This window comes from Streptomyces fumanus, from assembly GCF_014655295.1.
Taxonomy (GTDB): Bacteria; Actinomycetota; Actinomycetes; order Streptomycetales; family Streptomycetaceae; genus Streptomyces; species Streptomyces fumanus.
Genome location: NZ_BNBI01000008.1, coordinates 1 through 18,332, shown reverse-complemented (window position 1 = coordinate 18,332; position 18,332 = coordinate 1). Strand labels below are relative to the sequence as shown.

General features: G+C 71.2%; 10 protein-coding genes, 1 tRNA gene and 1 rRNA gene. 1 reads left to right on the top strand and 11 read right to left on the bottom strand.

Annotation, left to right across the window (positions count from 1 at the left end; translation table 11 throughout):
• Positions 1 to 99 precede the first annotated feature (99 nt).
• The 8 genes from IE316_RS18225 to IE316_RS18190 all read right to left on the bottom strand — a co-directional run bounded on the left by IE316_RS18225 (position 100) and on the right by IE316_RS18190 (position 14,142).
• Positions 100 to 480, bottom strand: coding sequence for a helix-turn-helix domain-containing protein (locus IE316_RS18225; RefSeq protein WP_190205448.1), 381 nt, complete (start codon positions 478 to 480; stop codon positions 100 to 102).
• 109 nt (positions 481 to 589) lie between these two features.
• Positions 590 to 1,135, bottom strand: coding sequence for a CinA family protein (locus IE316_RS18220; protein ID WP_190205447.1), 546 nt, complete (start codon positions 1,133 to 1,135; stop codon positions 590 to 592).
• Positions 1,132 to 2,004 carry a CDP-diacylglycerol--glycerol-3-phosphate 3-phosphatidyltransferase gene (gene pgsA, locus IE316_RS18215; RefSeq protein ID WP_190205446.1) on the bottom strand — a complete coding sequence of 291 codons (873 nt, stop codon included), beginning with the start codon at positions 2,002 to 2,004 and terminating at the stop codon, positions 1,132 to 1,134. The genes IE316_RS18220 and pgsA overlap by 4 nt, the downstream gene beginning before the upstream one ends.
• Positions 2,001 to 3,512, bottom strand: coding sequence for a 30S ribosomal protein S12 methylthiotransferase RimO (gene rimO / locus IE316_RS18210; protein ID WP_190205445.1), 1,512 nt, complete (start codon positions 3,510 to 3,512; stop codon positions 2,001 to 2,003). The genes pgsA and rimO overlap by 4 nt, the downstream gene beginning before the upstream one ends.
• A gap of 104 nt (positions 3,513 to 3,616) precedes the next feature.
• Positions 3,617 to 4,468, bottom strand: coding sequence for a helix-turn-helix domain-containing protein (locus IE316_RS18205; RefSeq protein ID WP_190205444.1), 852 nt, complete (start codon positions 4,466 to 4,468; stop codon positions 3,617 to 3,619).
• A gap of 265 nt (positions 4,469 to 4,733) precedes the next feature.
• Complete coding sequence (locus IE316_RS18200; RefSeq protein WP_190205443.1) at positions 4,734 to 7,478, bottom strand: DNA translocase FtsK; 2,745 nt, start codon at positions 7,476 to 7,478, stop codon at positions 4,734 to 4,736.
• A 214-nt stretch (positions 7,479 to 7,692) separates the two neighbouring features.
• Entirely contained in the window at positions 7,693 to 8,370 is a 678-nt protein-coding gene (locus tag IE316_RS18195) for a response regulator (RefSeq protein ID WP_190205442.1), read from the bottom strand.
• 282 nt (positions 8,371 to 8,652) lie between these two features.
• Entirely contained in the window at positions 8,653 to 14,142 is a 5,490-nt protein-coding gene (locus tag IE316_RS18190; protein WP_190205441.1) for a HAMP domain-containing protein, read from the bottom strand.
• Between the two features lie 382 nt (positions 14,143 to 14,524).
• Here IE316_RS18190 and IE316_RS18185 point away from each other — a divergent pair, with 382 nt between their 5' ends.
• Positions 14,525 to 17,275, top strand: a complete 2,751-nt coding sequence (locus IE316_RS18185; protein WP_190205440.1) for a SpoIIE family protein phosphatase — start codon at positions 14,525 to 14,527, stop codon at positions 17,273 to 17,275.
• A gap of 42 nt (positions 17,276 to 17,317) precedes the next feature.
• Here the strand turns inward: IE316_RS18185 and IE316_RS18180 are convergent.
• From IE316_RS18180 to rrf, 3 genes are all read right to left on the bottom strand, one after another.
• A tRNA-Thr gene (locus tag IE316_RS18180) sits at positions 17,318 to 17,393 on the bottom strand.
• Between the two features lie 75 nt (positions 17,394 to 17,468).
• A complete protein-coding gene (locus tag IE316_RS18175; RefSeq protein WP_229910475.1) occupies positions 17,469 to 18,131 on the bottom strand; it encodes a DegT/DnrJ/EryC1/StrS family aminotransferase in 663 nt (220 codons plus the stop codon).
• 114 nt (positions 18,132 to 18,245) lie between these two features.
• A 5S ribosomal RNA gene (rrf, locus tag IE316_RS18170) occupies positions 18,246 to 18,332 on the bottom strand; the annotation flags it as partial.

The following is an 18,332-nucleotide window of genomic DNA, read 5'->3' as shown; positions in this document are numbered from 1 at the left end:
GACCGCACCCCTCCGGCGATCCGGAGGAGCCCCGGCCGGGGCCCTGCACACTTCGGTGCCTGGACGAACGCCCGCGCTGCCGCGGGACGGCGGTGTCGCTCAGGCGGCGACGACGTCCACCGCTTCGGCGGGCGCCTTGATCGTCACCCGTTCCGGTGGCACGCCGGCCACCGAGACGGAACCCAGCATCGGACGGACCGGTGTGGGCACGGTTTCGCTGGGGGTGGCCGCAGCGGACTGGGCCAGCTCGGCGAGGGCGAGTTCGTCGCTCACTTCCCGCATCAGCTCGGACATCCGTACGTCCAGCGCGTCGCAGATGGCGGAGAGCAGTTCGGAGGAAGCCTCCTTCTGCCCCCGCTCCACCTCGGAGAGATAGCCGAGTGAGACTCGGGCGGACGAGGAGACTTCGCGCAGAGTACGGCCCTGGCGCTGGCGCTGCCGACGCAGCACGTCACCCAGCAGGCGACGGAGCAGAATCATCGGTGGCTCCCTCCTCGGACCGCGTAGCCGCATCCTTCACGCCCCACCGTACCGCCTCGCGCTGCGGCCGTGCGGGGAGCGATGTCGTGTTCACTCAGGGCTGCAAACATCAAAACCCCCCGTTCCGTTCCGTATCCTGTGCCCGCTCATTCCCGGTCTGTTCGCTCGCGATCTCCTCGACGAGAAGCGCGAGTACGCTCCGTACACTCTCCATACGAATTTCCGCGCGGTCGCCGTTCAACCGCAGCGCCTCCACTTTTCCGCCAGAGGCAGAACCGTCCGCCGCGCTCCCGGGGCCGTGCACGGCCACGAAAACGGTCCCGACGGGCTGCCCGTCCTGGGGGTCGGGGCCCGCGACGCCGGTCGTCGCGATGCCCCAGTCGGCACCCAGCGCGGTCCGCACGCCGGCCGCCATCTCGGCGGCGACCTGCGGGTCCACCGCACCCCGCGCCGCCAGCAGCGACGCGTCGACGCCGAGCAGCCGGTGCTTCAGCTCGGTGGCGTAGGCGGTGACCGACCCCCGGAAGACCTTGGACGCCCCGGGGACCGAGGTGATCTCCGCCGCGACCAGCCCGCCCGTAAGTGACTCGGCAACCGCGACGGTGCCACCCCTCACGGTGAGTAGTCGCACCACGTCGGCGGCCTCGGAACTCAACCTTCCGTCTCCTTCAACGCCGCCCTGCGCTCGGCGATTCCCCGCCTGCGCAGCACAATGGCCTGTCTTACATAGTCGAGCCCGGTCGCGACGGTCAGGACGACCGCCGCGGCCATCACCCAGAACCGCAGGGTCGCCAGCGGTCCCGTCAGCGCCAGCACATACATGCCCACCGCCACGCCCTGGGTGAGGGTCTTCAGCTTGCCGCCGCGGCTCGCGGGGATGACGCCGTACCGGATGACCAGGAAACGCAGCAGGGTGATGCCGAGTTCCCGGCCGAGGATCACGACCGTCACCCACCACGGCAGATCGCCCAGGGCGGAGAGACAGATGAGCGCCGCTCCCATGATCGCCTTGTCGGCGATGGGGTCGGCGATCTTCCCGAAGTCGGTGACGAGGTTGTAGGTGCGCGCCAGGTGGCCGTCGAACAGGTCGGTGATCATGGCGATGGCGAACGCCGCCCAGGCGAACGACCGCCAGGCCGGGTCGTAGCCGCCGTTGCCCAGCATCAGCGCGACGAATCCCGGCACCAGGACCAGCCGGAGCATGGTCAGGAGGTTGGCGACGTTCCAGACGCTGGCCTGGTTGACCGCGGCCGCCGCGATCTTCCCACCCCGAGGAGCACCCCCGCGCCCCCCGGCACCAGCCCCGTGACCCTCACCAGCACCAGCCCCGGGACCGTTACCAGCACCAGCACCAGCACCACCGAACGAGTCGCCCGACCTCACCAGCTCTACGCGCTCGCCCCGTTCCCGCTCCCCGGCACTGGCACTGGCACCCGCACCCGCACCCACCCCCGCTGCCGGAGGCGGACCGGCCCTCCGCGCGCCGGGGGAGCCCCCCGCCGCGGACGCCGGTGCTCCGGTCATCTGCCCGCCTCCTCGGTCGACGCGTCCTCGGTCCAGGCGGGCGCCCCCAGCAGCGGCTCGGCCACCAGGTCGACACCCTCCGTACCGACCACCTTCGCCTCGACCATACGACCGACACTCAGACCTTCGCCGCTCGTGAGCAGAACCTGGCCGTCCGTCTCGGGCGCCTGGTGCGCGGCCCGCCCGTACACGCCGTCCTCGTCGTCGACGGATTCCACGAGCACCCGCACGGTGGAGCCGACGCGCTCCTCGGCGCGCTGCGAGACCAGTTCCTCGGCGAGCCGGGAGACCCGCGCGAGCCGCTCGGCGACCACGTCCTCGTCGAGCTTGCCGTCGTATCCGGCCGCCTCGGTGCCCTCCTCGTCGGAGTAGCCGAAGACGCCGATGGCGTCGAGCCGCGCGTGGTTGAGGAACCGCTCCAGCTCGGCGAGGTCGGCCTCGCTCTCGCCCGGGAAGCCCACGATGAAGTTGGAGCGCACACCGGCCTCGGGCGCCTTGCTCCGGATGGTGTCGAGCAGCTCCAGGAAGCGGTCGGTGTCGCCGAACCGGCGCATCGCGCGCAGGACGTCGGGCGCGGAGTGCTGGAAGGAGAGGTCGAAGTACGGGGCGACCTTGGGGGTGCCGGTCAGCACGTCGATGAGGCCGGGCCGCATCTCGGCGGGCTGGAGGTAGCTCACCCGCACCCGCTCGATGCCGTCGACCTCGGCCAGCTCGGGCAGCAGGGACTCCAGCAGGCGGATGTCGCCCAGGTCCTTGCCGTAGGAGGTGTTGTTCTCGGAGACCAGCATGATCTCCTTGACGCCCTGCTCGGCCAGCCACCGGGTCTCGTTCAGCACGTCGCTCGGACGGCGGGAGATGAAGGAGCCCCGGAAGGAGGGGATGGCGCAGAAGGAGCAGCGCCGGTCGCAGCCGGAGGCGAGCTTGACGGAGGCGACCGGGGAGCCGTCCAGCCGGCGGCGCAGCGGGGCGCGCGGCCCGGAGGCCGGGGCGACGCCCTCCGGCAGGTCCGCCGGCGCGGGCTGGGGCAGCTCCGCGGGGCCGTGCCCGGGCAGCGCCACGGACGCGCCCGCCCGCTGCCGCTCGGCCGGGCTGATCGGCAGCAGCTTGCGCCGGTCGCGGGGGGTGTGGGCGGCGTGGATGCCGCCGCTGAGGATGGTCTGGAGCCGGTCGGAGATGTCGGCGTAGTCGTCGAAGCCGAGCACGCCGTCGGCCTCGGGGAGGGCCTCGGCGAGTTCCTTGCCGTAGCGCTCGGCCATGCAGCCGACCGCCACGACGGCCTGCGTTCTGCCGTGGCCCTTGAGGTCGTTGGCCTCCAAGAGGGCGTCGACGGAGTCCTTCTTGGCGGCCTCGACGAAGCCGCACGTGTTGACCACGGCGACGTCCGCGTCCTCGGCGTCCTCCACGAGCTGCCAGCCGTCCGCCTCCAGACGGCCTGCGAGCTCCTCCGAGTCCACCTCGTTACGGGCGCAGCCAAGGGTGACGAGTGCGACGGTACGGCGTTCAGGCATGGGCTCAAGACTACTTCGTCCCGCCGACACCCCCTGTCGACGGGGTTGGCCGATCCCGGCCGGACCGCTACCGGACCGCTACCGGCCCGCCCCTCGCGGGCCCGTCATCCGACCTGGGGGTCGCCCTTGGTGTAGGTCAGCCGCTCCACGGCACCCGGCTCGAAATCGTCTTCGATCTTCTTGCCGTTGACGTACAGCTCGATCGCTCCGGCGTCGCCGAGGACGAGGTTGATCTCCGTGCTGTCCTGGAAGGTCTTGGACTCGCCCTGTTCGAGGACGCCGTCGAAGAGCTGCTTGCCGTTGTGGTCCTTGGCGGAGATCCAACTGCGGCCGTCGGTGGCGGTGGCCTTGACCGTCACCTTGTCCGCGGGCGCGGCGGCGATGGCGCTGTCGGACGGGGCGGGCTTGGGGGCGGCGGGCTTCTCGGGCCTGGCCGACGCGGAGGCGGACCGGCTGGCGGTGGCCGTGGGCCCCTCGCCCACGCTGGCCTGGGAGCCGCCGTCGTCGCCGCCCTTGACCAGGGTGAAGCCCACGAAGCCGATCACGACGACGATCGCGGCGACCATGGCGGCGGTCCAGTTGGGCCCGCGCCGCTCGGGACGGATGCGCTCCGCCTCGAACAGAGGTGCGGCCGGGGTCGGCTCCGGACGCCCGCCGTGCGCGGCCTCGAACTGTTCGATCAACGGGGCCGGGTCGAGTCCGACGGCCCTGGCCAGCGTACGGATGTGCCCGCGCGCGTAGACGTCACCGCCGCAGGGGCCGAAGTCGTCGGCCTCGATGGCGTGCACGATGGCGATCCGGACCCGGGTGGCACTGCTGATGTCGTCGACGGTCAGCCCGGCGGCGATGCGCGCCTGCCGCAGAGCACGGCCGATGGAAGGGCCGGCTTCCTCGGGGACGTCACGGGACACGTCTGCGAACGGACGCTCGTCTTCAGGGGAGTTGCCGATGGACACGGGGGCGCCTTTCGAGCGGTTGGCCGCCTGTGCTGGACGTTCAGTCTAGGGGGGGTACGAACGGGTGGGGCAACCGGGCGGTCGCACTTTGTACGCCATCGGAATGGCCCGGCAGACCGATGGTGGAGCAGGTGTTCGTCGCTCTTCCCAACTTGACGTACGACAAGGGGAAACGGTTGCCCAATGATCCCCCGCGGCCGCGGCCCCGCTCGACCACCCGGGCACCGCGTCCCGGCCGACGGGCGGGGGCGCGGTGTCCCGTTTCCTACCCTTCAGACTCCCCCCGGATCACCGCGAGCACGCCGTCCAGTTCATCAGGCTTCACAAGAACGTCACGCGCCTTGGAACCCTCGCTCGGCCCGACGATGTTCCGGGACTCCATGAGGTCCATCAGCCGCCCCGCCTTGGCGAAGCCGACGCGCAGCTTGCGCTGGAGCATGGACGTGGACCCGAACTGCGTGGAGACGACCAGTTCGGCCGCCTGGCAGAGCAGGTCCAGGTCGTCGCCGATGTCCTCGTCGATCTCCTTCTTCTGCTTGGTCCCGACGACCACGTCGTCCCGGAAGACGGGCGCCATCTGGTCCTTGCAGTGCTGGACGACGGCCGCGACCTCCTCCTCGGTCACGAAGGCGCCCTGCATGCGGGTCGGCTTGTTCGCGCCCATGGGCAGGAACAGGCCGTCGCCCTTGCCGATCAGCTTCTCGGCGCCGGGCTGGTCGAGGATGACCCGGGAGTCGGCGAGCGAGGAGGTGGCGAAGGCGAGCCGGGAGGGCACGTTCGCCTTGATCAGGCCGGTGACCACGTCCACGGAGGGCCGCTGGGTGGCGAGCACCAGGTGGATGCCGGCCGCCCGCGCGAGCTGCGTGATCCGCACGATGGCGTCCTCGACGTCCCGGGGCGCGACCATCATCAGGTCGGCCAGCTCGTCGACGATCACCAGGAGGTACGGGTACGGCTGCAGCTCGCGCTCGCTGCCCTCGGGCGGCTTGACCTTGCCCTCGCGCACCGCGCGGTTGAAGTCGTCGATGTGCCGGTAGCCGTACGCCGCCAGGTCGTCGTAGCGCAGGTCCATCTCGCGCACCACCCACTGGAGGGCCTCGGCGGCCCGCTTGGGGTTGGTGATGATCGGCGTGATCAGGTGCGGGATGCCCTCGTAGGCGGTCAGCTCGACGCGCTTGGGGTCGACCAGGATCATCCGGACGTCCTCGGGGGTCGCCCGCATCATCACCGAGGTGATCAGGCAGTTGATGCAGGACGACTTGCCGGACCCGGTGGCGCCGGCCACCAGCATGTGCGGCATCTTCGCCAGCGAGTGCATCACGTACCCGCCCTCGACGTCCTTGCCGAAGGCGACCAGCATCGGGTCGTCGTCCTCGGCGGACTCCGCGAGCCGCAGTACGTCACCGAGGTTGACCATCTCCCGGTCGGTGTTCGGGATCTCGATGCCGACGGCGGACTTGCCGGGGATCGGGCTGATGATCCGGACGTCCGGGCTGGCGACGGCGTACGCGATGTTCTTGGCCAGCGCGGTGATCCGCTCGACCTTCACGGCGGGGCCCAGCTCGACCTCGTACCGCGTGACCGTCGGCCCTCGGGTGAAGCCGGTGACCCGGGCGTCGACCTTGAACTCGGTGAAGACGGTGGTCAGCGCCGCCACTATGGCGTCGTTGGCGGCGCTGCGCGCCTTGCCCGGCCCGCCGCGCGTGAGGAGGTCCAGGGACGGCAGCGCGTAGGTGATGTCGCCCGACAACTGGAGCTGCTCCGCGCGCGCCGGCAGCTCGCGCTCCTGGGGCGGCGGGGTCTTGGTGAGGTCGGGGACCCCGCTGTCGGCCCCGGTCCGCGCGGGCCGGGCCACCGGCTGCGGCGCCGGGGCCGGGGCCGGGGCCGGAGCGCGCGTCGGGGTCGGCGTGGTCGGTTCCCGGTCGCCCGTGCCGACGCCCTGGGTGAGGTCGGCGACCAGCGGCGACGGCGGCATGCCGTGCAGGACGGCCCCGTCCAGCGCGGCGGCCGCGGCGGCGGCCACGTCCACGGCGTCCGGCCCGTCGGGCCGCGCCGCGGCCGGCCGCCGCGCCCGGGTGCGGCGCCGGGACAGCGCCTCCCGCTCGGCGTCCTCGGGGTCGTACACCTCCGGCGCCGGTCCGCCGCGCCCGCGCGGCCGGGCGGGCAGCGCCTCGCGCCATTGTTCCTCGTACCGTTCGTCGTCGCCCGGCACCTCCTCGACGGCCGGGTCGCGGACCAGCCCGAGCCGCACGCCGAGCTGCCGCAGCCGCTGCGGCACGGCGTTCACCGGCGTGGCGGTCACCACCAGCAGCCCGAACACCGTCAGCAGCACCAGCAGCGGCACGGCCAGCACATCGGTCATCGTGTACGACAGCGGGGTCGCCGCCGCCCAGCCGATGAGCCCGCCGGCGTCCCTTATCCCCTGCATGCCGTCGCCCCGCGCGGGCGAGCCGCAGGCGATGTGCACCTGCCCGAGCACGCCGATGACCAGCGCGGAGAGGCCGATCGCGATCCGTCCGTTGGCCTCGGGTTTCTCCGGGTGCCGGATGAGGCGGACGGCGACCGTGCCGAACAGCAGCGGCACGAGCAGGTCGAGCCGGCCGAAGGCACCGGTCACCAGGATCTCCACGAGGTCGCCGACGGGGCCTTTGAGGTCGGCCCAGGTGCCGGCGGCGACGATCAGCGAGACGCCGAGCAGCAGCAGGGCGACGCCGTCCTTGCGGTGGGCCGGGTCGAGGTTCCTCGCGCCCTGCCCCACACCGCGGAAGACGGCGCCGACGGCGTGCGCGAGTCCCAGCCACAGGGCGCGTACGAGGCGGTAGACGCCCCCCGTGGGGCTGGCCGCCGGCGCGGGCACGGGCCTCCTGGCCGGGGCCTTCCTGGCGGGCGGCCGCTTGGCGGGCGCCTTCTTGGCCGGGGCCCTCCTCGCGGCGGCCTTCTTCGCCGGAGCCTTCGCGGGAACCGCCTTCTTCGCGGGCTGCTTCTTGGCTGCGGAGGGACGTGAGGCCATAGGTGTGAGGTTACCGGTGGAGACAGCGGCGGACACCTGTGCCCACCGCTTCACCCGTTCGTGTCGCCCACGGAGAGGTCGCGAACTGACGCGCCCGGGGCGCCCACTGACGCGACCTCACGACCGCGCCCGGTCCCGGTGCGGTTGACGACGGCCTGACCGCCGCAGGCGCCTGGCTCAGTTGATGACGGCCTGACCGCCGCAGCCGCCTGGCTCAGTTGATCGCGGCCTGACCGCCGGAGGTCCCCGGTTCCAGCGCGTCCAGCGCCCGCCGCAGCCCGGTGAGCTTGCGCTCCAGATGCGCGGCCGTGGCCACCGCCGCGGCGTCCGTCGATTCGTCGTTGAGCTGCTTGGACAGCGCCTCGGCCTGCTCCTCGACGGCCGCCAGCCTGGCCGACAGCTCGGCGAGCAGCCCCGCCGACTCCTTGGCCGGTCCGCTGTCGTCCTTGTGCGCGGAGCTCTCCAACTGGAGCCGCAGCAGGGCCGCCTGCTCCCGGAGCTGGCAGTTCTTCATGTACAGCTCGACGAAGACGGAGACCTTCGCGCGCAGCACCCACGGGTCGAACGGCTTGGAGATGTAGTCCACCGCGCCCGCCGCGTACCCGCGGAAGGTGTGGTGCGGGCCGTGGTTGATCGCGGTGAGGAAGATGATCGGGATGTCCCGGGTCCGCTCCCGCCGCTTGATGTGCGCGGCGGTCTCGAAACCGTCCATCCCCGGCATCTGGACGTCCAGCAGAATGACCGCGAAATCGTCCGTGAGCAGTGCTTTGAGCGCTTCCTCCCCGGACGATGCCCGCACCAGCGTCTGATCGAGCGCCGAGAGGATCGCCTCCAGCGCCAGCAGATTCTCCGGCCGGTCATCGACCAGGAGGATCTTGGCCTTCTGCACCATGGCCCGCCCTCCTCGCCCCGGCGTGGGGCCTCCCCTGTCCGCAGGACTTGGGGAAGCACCGGCGGGTGCCACCCCAGGGGACGACTCCCTTGCGCCGCCCGTCCTTGTGCCGGTCATCGTAGCCGCACCCCGCCGGTCACCACACCCTGTCACCGCGATGTCACTGTGCACGTAGCAGAAACGCAGCGGCGGAACAGAAAGTTCCCCGAATCCCGTACTTCTACACGGCGTCGGGCACACTGCGTCAGCAACCGCGCGTGCCCGGCGGGGGCCGCCGCCACCTCATGCCCCCCGCATCCACTGCTCCATGACCGTCAGCAGGTGATCGGGGTCGACCGGCTTGGTGACGTAGTCGGAGGCGCCCGACTCGATCGCCTTCTCCCGGTCGCCCTTCATCGCCTTGGCGGTCAGCGCGATGATCGGCAGCCCGGCGAACTGCGGCATCCGGCGGATCGCCGTGGTCGTGGCGTACCCGTCCATCTCGGGCATCATGATGTCCATCAGGACGACCGCGACGTCCTCGTGCTGCTCCAGCACCTCGATGCCCTCCCGCCCGTTCTCGGCGTAGAGCACGGACAGGCCGTGCTGCTCCAGGACGCTGGTGAGCGCGAACACATTGCGGATGTCGTCGTCGACGATCAGCACCTTCTCGCCGCCGAACCGGATCCCCGGCCGCCCCTGCGCCACCGGTTCCTGCACCCCGGCGGGCGCCCACTGCTCCGGCTGCGCGGGCCGCGGCTCGGCGGCCCCCGGCAGCGACCGCCGGCGGCGGGCGAACAGCGCGGCGGCACCGTTCTGCGTCTCCTGGTACGACTTCACCTCGGCCGGCGTCTCCACGTGCACGTCCGTCTCCTCGGCCCGGCCGGACCCGTCGCCCGCGGAGGCCACCAGGTCACCGGCCTCCAGCGCGGCGGCCGGCTGCTGGTAGCCCTGCGGCGGCAGTTCGCTCAGGTGCAGCGGCAGGTACAGGGTGAACGTCGAACCGCGGCCGGGCTCGCTCTGCGCGTGGATCTCGCCGCCGAGGAGCTGCGCGATCTCCCGCGAGATGGACAGCCCCAGGCCCGTACCGCCGTACTTGCGGCTGGTGGTGCCGTCGGCCTGCTTGAACGCCTCGAAGATCACCCGCATCTTGCTGGCCGCGATCCCGATGCCGGTGTCGGTCACCGAGAACGCGATCAGGTCGGCGGCCGGGTCGGTCAGCGAACCGGCCTCCAGCAACTGCTCGCGGATCTTCTGCGGCACGTCGTCCCGGGCCGGCCGGATCACCAGCTCCACCGAGCCGGAGTCGGTGAACTTCACCGCGTTGGACAGCAGGTTGCGCAGCACCTGGAGCAGCCGCTGCTCGTCGGTGTGCAGCGTGGCGGGCAGCTCCGGCGAGACCCGCACCGACAGGTCCAGGCCCTTCTCGGCGGTGAGCGGCCGGAAGGTGGCCTCCACGTAGTCGACGAGCTGGACCAGCGCGATCCGGGTCGGCGAGACGTCCATCTTGCCCGCCTCGACCTTGGACAGGTCCAGGATGTCGTTGATGAGCTGGAGCAGGTCGGAACCGGCCCCGTGGATGGTCTCGGCGAACTCCACCTGCTTCGGGGAGAGGTTGCCCTCGGCGTTGTCGGCGAGCAGCTTGGCCAGGATCAGCAGCGAGTTCAGCGGCGTACGCAGCTCGTGCGACATGTTGGCGAGGAACTCGCTCTTGTAGCGCATCGACACCGCGAGCTGCTCGGCGCGTTCCTCCAGGACCTGCCGGGCCTCCTCGATCTCGGTGTTCTTCACCTCGATGTCCCGGTTCTGCTGGGCCAGCAGCTCGGCCTTCTCCTCCAGTTCGGCGTTGGACGCCTGGAGGGCCTTCTGCCGCTGCTCCAACTCGGCCGACCGCTCCCGCAGTTGCTCGGTCAGCTCCTGCGACTGCTTCAGCAGCACCTCGGTCTTGGTGTTGACGGAGATGGTGTTGACGCTGGTCGCGATCATCTCGGCGATCTGGTTGAGGAAGTCCTTCTGGATCTGCGTGAACGGCGTGAACGACGCCAGCTCGATCACGCCGAGCACCTTCCCCTCGAACAGCACCGGCAGCACAATCACCTGGGCGGGCGGCGCCTCCCCGAGCCCGGAGGAGATCTTCAGATAGCCGCTGGGCGCGTTCTCCACCAGGATCGTGCGCTTCTCCTTGGCCGCCGTCCCGACCAGCGCCTCACCCGGCCGGAACGAGGTCGGCATCGACCCCATCGAGTAGCCGTACGAACCCAGCATCCGCAGCTCGTACTGGTCGTCCGCGTCGGTGCCCTGCTCCTGGCCGTCCAGCAGCGGCATCGCCAGGAAGAACGCGCCGTGCTGGGCGGAGACCACCGGGGTCAGCTCGCTCATGATCAACGAGGCGACGTCCTGGAGGTCGCGGCGGCCCTGCATCAGCGCGGAGATCCGGGCGAGGTTGCCCTTGAGCCAGTCCTGCTCCTTGTTGGCGATCGTGGTGTCGCGCAGGTTGGCGATCATCTTGTTGATGTAGTCCTGGAGTTCCTGGATCTCGCCGGAGGCGTCCACGTCGATCTTCAGGTTCAGGTCGCCGCGGGTCACCGCGGTCGCCACCCGCGCGATGGCCCGCACCTGCCGGGTCAGGTTCCCGGCCATCTCGTTCACCGACTCGGTCAGGTCCCGCCAGGTGCCGTCGACGTCACGCACGCGTGCCTGCCCGCCGAGCTGCCCCTCGGTGCCCACCTCGCGGGCGACCCGGGTGACCTCCTCGGCGAACGACGACAACTGGTCGACCATCGTGTTGATGGTCGTCTTCAGCTCCAGGATCTCCCCGCGCGCGTCGATGTCGATCTTCTTGGTGAGGTCGCCCTTGGCGATGGCGGTCGTCACCATGGCGATGTTGCGCACCTGACCGGTCAGGTTGGACGCCATCTGGTTCACCGACTCGGTGAGGTCCTTCCAGGTGCCGGCCACGCCCGGGACGTGCGCCTGCCCGCCCAGGATGCCGTCCGTGCCCACCTCGCGGGCCACCTTGGTGACCTGGTCGGCGAAGGAACTGAGCGTCTTCACCATCGTGTTGAACGTTTCGGCAAGCTGTGCGACCTCGCCCCGCGCCTCGATCGTCACCGTCCGCGTCAGATCGCCGTTGGCGACGGCGGCGGCCACCTGGGAGATGTTCCGCACCTGGACGGTGAGGTTCTTCGCCATCAGGTTGACGTTGTCGCTGAGGTCCTTCCAGATGCCCACCACACCCGGGACGTGCGCCTGCCCGCCCAGGATGCCCTCGGTGCCCACCTCCCGGGCCACCCGCGTGACCTGCTCGGCGAAGGACGACAACTGGTCGACCATCGTGTTGACGGTGGTGACCAGCTCAAGGATCTCGCCCTTGGCGTCCACGGTGATCTTCTTCGACAGGTCGCCCTTGGCGACCGCCGTCGTCACCTCGGCGATGTTGCGCACCTGCAGGGTCAGGTTGTTGGCCATGCCGTTGACGGACTGCGTGAGGTCCTTCCAGGTGCCCGAGACGCCCTGCACCTCGGCCTGGCCGCCGAGGATGCCCTCGGTGCCCACCTCGCGGGCCACCCGCGTGACCTCCTGGGCGAAGGACGACAACTGGTCGACCATCGTGTTCAGGGTGTTCTTCAGCTCCAGGATCTCCCCGCGGGCGTCCACGGTGATCTTCTGTGACAGATCGCCGCGCGCCACCGCGGTCGCCACCTGCGCGATGTTGCGCACCTGCGCGGTGAGGTTCCCGGCCATGCCGTTCACCGAGTCGGTGAGGTCGCGCCACACGCCCGCCACGCCCGGCACCTGCGCCTGCCCGCCGAGCCGGCCCTCGGTGCCCACCTCGCGGGCGACCCGGGTCACCTGCTCGGCGAACGACGACAACTGGTCGACCATCGTGTTGATGGTGTTCTTCAGCTCCAGGATCTCCCCGCGCGCGTCCACGTCGATCTTCTGCGACAGATCGCCGCGCGCCACCGCCGTCGTCACCTGGGCGATCTGCCGCACCTGGGACGTGAGGTTCCCGGCCATGAAGTTGACCGAGTCGGTCAGCTCCTTCCAGGTACCGGACACGCCGTCCACGCGGGCCTGCCCGCCGAGCCGGCCCTCGGTGCCCACGTCCCGGGCCATCCGCGTGACCTGGTCGGCGAAGCTGGAGAGCTGGTCCACCATGGTGTTCACGGTGTTCTTGAGCTGGAGCATCTCCCCGGAGACGTCCACGGTGACCTTCTGCGACAGATCACCGTTGGCGACCGCCGTCGTCACCTGGGCGATGTTGCGCACCTGCCCGGTCAGGTTCCGGAACGCCGTGTTGACCGAGTCCGTGAGGTCCTTCCAGGTCCCCGCCGCCCCCGGCACCTGCGCCTGCCCGCCCAGCTCACCCTCGACACCGACCTCGCGCGCCACCCGCGTCACCTCGGCACCGAAGGCGGAGAGCTGGTCGACCATCGTGTTGACGGTGTTCTTCAGCTCCAGCATCTCCCCGGCCACGTCCACGGTGACCTTCTGCGACAGATCACCGTTGGCCACGGCCGTCGTCACCGCGGCGATGTCCCGCACCTGGGTGGTCAGGTTCCGGAAGACGGTGTTGACCGAGTCGGTCAGGTCCTTCCAGGTGCCCGCCGCGCCCGGCACGTTCGCCTGGCCGCCGAGCTGCCCCTCGGCACCGACCTCGTTGGCCACCCGTGTGACCTCGTCGGCGAAGATCCGCAGCGTCTCGGTCATCTGGTTGATCGTCTCGGCCAACTGCGCGACCTCGCCGCGGGCCGGCACGGTCACCTTCCGCGACAGGTCACCACTGGCGACCGCCGTCGTCACCTCGGCGATCCCGCGCACCTGGGCGGTCAGGTTCCCGGCCATCGTGTTGACCGAGTCTGTCAGCTCCTTCCACACGCCGGCCACACCGGGCACCCGGGCCTGCCCGCCCAGCGCCCCCTCGGTGCCCACCTCGCGTGCGACGCGCGTCACCTCGGACGAGAACGCCGAGAGCTGGTCGACCATCGTGTTGACGGTGTTCTTCAGCTCCAGCATCTCGCCGGCCACGTGCACCGTGACCTTCCGCGACAGATCACCCTTGGCGACCGCCGTCGTCACCAGCGCGATGTCCCGCACCTGCGCGGTCAACCGGTACGCCATCGTGTTGACGGAGTCCGTGAGGTCCTTCCAGGAACCCGACATCCCGCGCACCCGGGCCTGCCCGCCCAGCTTGCCCTCGGTGCCCACCTCACTGGCGACCCGCGTGACCTCGTCGGTGAACGTCGACAACTGGTCGACCAGGTTGTTCACCGTCCGGCCGACCTTCAGGAACTCCCCGCGCAGCGGCTGCCCGGCCCCCTCGGCCGTCTGGGTCCGCAGCTCCATCCGGGGCGACAGATCACCCTCGGCCACCGCCGACAGCACCCGGCTGACCTCGGAGACCGGCCGCACCAGGTCGTCCACCAGCGCGTTGCAGTTGTCCACGGCGGTCGCCCAGGACCCCTCGCAGGCCCCGGTCTCCAGCCGCTCGGTGAGCTTTCCCTCCCGTCCGACCATCCGCCGGACCCGGGCCAGCTCGCCCGTCAGGTGCAGATTGCGGTCGGCCACCTCGTTGAAGACCGCCGCGATCTCCGACATCACGCCGTCGCCGGACACCGTGAGCCGCTTGCGGAAGTTGCCGTCCCGCATGCAGACCAGGGCGGCCAGCAGCCGGTTCAGGGCCGCCGTGTCCACGGCAGTGGTCCCGTTGCGCTTCCCGCCCTGGTTGTCCGGGGACTGTCCGCCTTTCGCGCGCGTCCTCGTGCTCCGCGTCGCCGCGCCAGACTCCACTGTGTCCCTCCCGCAGGGGTCGACCATCGTGCCGTGCCCGGGTCCTACTGCTCGACATACCGGTTACCACCGGGTACTTCCTGTATCACCCGCCCGGTCCGCCGGACCTCTCCGGGGCTGCTGCCCGCCGTACCCGGCCGGCATCCGGCCCGACCGGGCCTCCAACAGGAAGCCTGCCCAGTGTTTCATCCTGGCCCAACCAGGCCATAACAGTTCGGCAGCTTCGCACAGCGTCCGCACACCCTCGGGCGGAAACACTGCAGACCGGCATCCGCATGGACGGCGAAGGTAAGTAACCTTGCATGCGGCTGTCCAGCCGTGCCGGTCCGTCCGGCCTGGGCGGTGGCACGAGACGAGCGGGCACGGAGGGGCGGCCGGACACATGACCACCGGACTGGTCCCGGGGGGACAGCCCCCGGACCCGCAGCCGACGGGCGGCATGCCGCAGCAGCGGCAGCAGCCGGCCGACGGGACCGACCTGCACGGCGAAAAGGGATCGAGGACTTCCGTGATCACCGCGCGCGCGGCCGCCAGCTTCGAGCCCCTGGGGCGATCGGTCGCCGGCGCGCGCTCCTTCGTCCGGGACACCCTCCAGGGCTGGGGCTACGCCGACATCGTCGACGACGCCGTGGTGCTCACCAGCGAGCTGGTCACCAACGCCGTGGTGCACGCCGGCACCTCCGCCGACGTGGTCTGCCTGCGCACCGACGAGGGCGTACGGATCGAGGTCGGCGACCGCTACCCGGAGCGCGAGGTGCCGCTCCAGGGCTCGCCCGCCGACATGGGCAGCCTGGACCGCGAGGGCGGCCGCGGCCTCCAGCTCTGCGCGGCCCTGGCCGCCCGCTGGGGCGTGGACTACACCCCGACCCACAAGACCGTCTGGTTCCAGCTCGACCTGCCCGAACGCCCGGTCGGCACCCGCTCCGCCGGCCCCTGCCTCCCCGCCGAGCTGCTGCCGCTCGCCGACGGCCGGGTCCGCGTCGCCGTCGTCCAGATCGACCGGGCCGGCGCGATCACCGCCTGGAACGAGGACGCCGAGGAGCTGTTCGGCTACCCGGCCGAGCAGGTCGTCGGCAAGCCGCTCACCGACCTGGCCGCCTGGCCGCACACCCCGGGCACCAGCACCGGCATCGCCGAGGCGCTCCGCCTCTCCCGCTGGGAGGGCAGCTACGGCATCCGCGGCGCGCACGGTCGGGTCACCCCGGTGTACGCCTCCCACCTGCGCGTCCGCGACACCGGCGGCGAGCCCTCCACGGTCTGCCTGCTGGTCCGCGACCACGAACGCGCGGTCCTGCAGTCCCCGACCCGGGTGCCCGCCGACACCGGCGCCGGCTCCGAGGGGCAGAGCACCGACCCCTTCGAGGTCTTCATCGGCTCCCCCGCCCCGGACGACCTCGACGGCCTCCTGCAGCGCACGGTCGAGCGGGCCCGCGACATGCTCGACGCCGACGCCGCCTTCCTCCTCCTCGCCACCGACGACGAGACGGAACTGGAGGTCCGCGCCTCCACCGGCCTGCCCTCCGCCCGCCAGCGCTTCGCCCGCGTCCCCGTCGAGGCCGGCCCCGGCCGCTACGGCTCCGCCCGGATGCCCGCCGTCCACGACGACCTGACCGCCGTACCGGGCGCCGTCCCCCTCCTCAACGGCACCGGGATGCGCTCGGTCGTCACCGTCCCCCTCAAGGTCGAGGGCCGTCTCACCGGCTCCCTCGGCGTCGCCGCGGAGGCCCCGGCCCGCTACTCCAACGAGGAGGCGCTGCGCCTGCAGTTCGCGGCCGACCGCATCGCCCTGGCCGTCGAGTCGGCCCGCCTCGGCGAACTGGAGCGGCTGCGCCGCGGCTCGCTCAGCTTCCTCGTCGAGGCGTCCGACCTCCTCGCCGGCACCCTGGACCGCGACCAGACCCTCGCCCTGATGGCCCAGATGACGGTCCCGACCCTGGCCACCTGGTGTGCCGTCTACACCATCGCCGACCAGGCTTCGGACCCCTACCTGTCGTACGTCCTGCACGAGGACGAGGAACTGATCGACGGCATCAAGTCCCTGCTGTCCAAGGTCCCCCCGCCGGACCCGGTGCCGACGCCGGGCGCCCGGGTCTGGACGGCCCCCAGCGAGGTCGCCCACCAGGCGGCGCTGCGTTCCTCCATGCGCAGCCTCGGCCTGAGCGGCAACTCCGGCCGCCAGGTCACGCCGGGCATCGGCCCGACCCTGGCCACGGCCGCCGCGGTCGGCGGCGAGACCGTGGTGCTGCCCCTGGTCGCCCGCAACCGCGTCATCGGCATGCTCACCCTCGGCAAGCCCGCCGACGAGCACTTCCGCCAGGAGATCCTGGAACTCGCCGAGGACCTCTCCCGCCGCGCCGCCCTGGCCCTGGACAACGCCCGCCTGTACTCGGAGCGCACGGCCATCAGCCAGTCCCTCCAGCGCAGCCTGCTCCCCCCGGAGCTGCCGCAGATCCAGGGCGTCGAGGTCGAGGTCATCTACCGCGCGGCCGGCGAGGGCAACGAGGTCGGCGGTGACTTCTACGACCTCTTCCCCATCCGCGACGGCGCCTACGGCTTCGCCATCGGCGACGTCTGCGGTACGGGCCCGAACGCGGCGGCGGTCACCGGCCTGGCCCGGCACGCCCTGCGCCTGCTGGCCCGCGAGGGCCTCAGCGGCCCGGCGGTGCTGGAGCGCCTGAACTCCGCCATCCTCGACGAGGGCGCCCGCAGCCGCTTCCTCACCCTGCTCTACGGCGAGCTGCGCCCCCAGGAGGACGGCAGCGCCGAACTGAAGGTGGTCTGCGCCGGCCACCCGCTGCCGCTCCGCCTGCGCCAGGACGGCACGGTCGAACCGGCGGCCGAGCCGCAGCCCCTCCTCGGCGTCATCGAGGACCTGGAGCTGTACGAGCAGACGGTCACCCTCGATCCGGGCGATGTACTGCTCTGTGTCACGGACGGCGTGACCGAACGCCGGGAGGGCGCCCGCATGCTGGGCGACGACGGTCTCGCCGATGTCCTGACGACCTGCACGGGCCTCACGGCCGGTGCGGTGGCGGCCCGCATCATGCGCGCGGTGGAGCGCTTCGCCTCGGACGCCCCGTCCGACGACATGGCGATCCTGGCGATGCGCGTCCCGGAGCCGCACCGCGACTAGGACAGCAGAAAGGCCCCGCCCGAATGGGCGGGGCCTTCTTTATGGAGCCCCCAAACGGAATCGAACCGTTGACCTTCTCCTTACCATGGAGACGCTCTGCCGACTGAGCTATAGGGGCTGGTCACTTTTCGAGGTTTCCCTCGCGGCAACGGAATAGATCATACCCCGAACACAGCCGTGCTCCCAACCACGCTCAGAAAGCCGGCTGGAGCAGTCCCCCGAGCGCATTGCACGCGGACACGATGCGCTGCATGTCCCTTTTCGTCAAAGAGGCGTCGACCGGCAGCGCGAGCGTCTCCTGAGCGGCCCGCTCGGTCTCCGGCAGCTCCACACAGCGCCGGAAGTCCGGCATCCGGTGCACCGGCGTCTTCACCGGCACCCGGCAGTCGACGCCCCGGGCCCGTACCGCCCGCGCGAACGCGTCCCGGTCCGGCCGCCCGTTCCCGGGCACCCGCACCACGTACTGCTGATAGGTGTGCCCGTCCCCGCCGTCCGGCGTGCGCACCCCCCGCAGCCGGGCATCCAGGTAGGCGGCCCGCTGCCGCCGTTGCGCGACCTCGTCGTACGGCGCCTCGGACTCCCCTTCCTGCAGCACCAGCAGCCCGTGCCGCTGCCCTATCCCGAGCAGCCGCCCCATGTCCGCCGGCCGCCCGAAGCGGTGTACGGCGACCAGGGCGGCGGTCCGCCCACCCACCGCGGCCTCGACGGCGACCGGATCGAGGCAGTACGTCACCGGGTCTATGTCCGCGAACACCGGAAGCGCGCCGGCCAGGACGACGGCCTCGGCGACTTCCGCGTTCCCGAAGGCCGGCACGATGACCTCGTCACCGACTCCGACACCCGCGGCCCTCAGCATCGCTGCAGTACCCATGGTGGGGATGGTGGTTGCGGTACGTGAACACCAAGTGACAGACAATAAAAAAGGGTGGGACCCGGAACGGAAGTTCCGGGTCCCACCCTTTGAATAATTGTTCGGCGGCGTCCTACTCTCCCACAGGGTCCCCCCTGCAGTACCATCGGCGCTGTAAGGCTTAGCTTCCGGGTTCGGAATGTAACC

Excerpts from the sequence above, each read along its gene's own strand:
- IE316_RS18225 (WP_190205448.1), bottom strand. The coding sequence starts at position 480 with ATGATTCTGCTCCGTCGCCTGCTGGGTGACGTGCTGCGTCGGCAGCGC.
- pgsA (WP_190205446.1), bottom strand. The coding sequence starts at position 2,004 with ATGACCGGAGCACCGGCGTCCGCGGCGGGGGGCTCCCCCGGCGCGCGG.
- rimO (WP_190205445.1), bottom strand. The coding sequence starts at position 3,512 with ATGCCTGAACGCCGTACCGTCGCACTCGTCACCCTTGGCTGCGCCCGT.
- IE316_RS18200 (WP_190205443.1), bottom strand. The coding sequence starts at position 7,478 with ATGGCCTCACGTCCCTCCGCAGCCAAGAAGCAGCCCGCGAAGAAGGCG.
- IE316_RS18195 (WP_190205442.1), bottom strand. The coding sequence starts at position 8,370 with ATGGTGCAGAAGGCCAAGATCCTCCTGGTCGATGACCGGCCGGAGAAT.
- IE316_RS18185 (WP_190205440.1), top strand. The coding sequence starts at position 14,525 with ATGACCACCGGACTGGTCCCGGGGGGACAGCCCCCGGACCCGCAGCCG.
- IE316_RS18175 (WP_229910475.1), bottom strand. The coding sequence starts at position 18,131 with ATGCTGAGGGCCGCGGGTGTCGGAGTCGGTGACGAGGTCATCGTGCCG.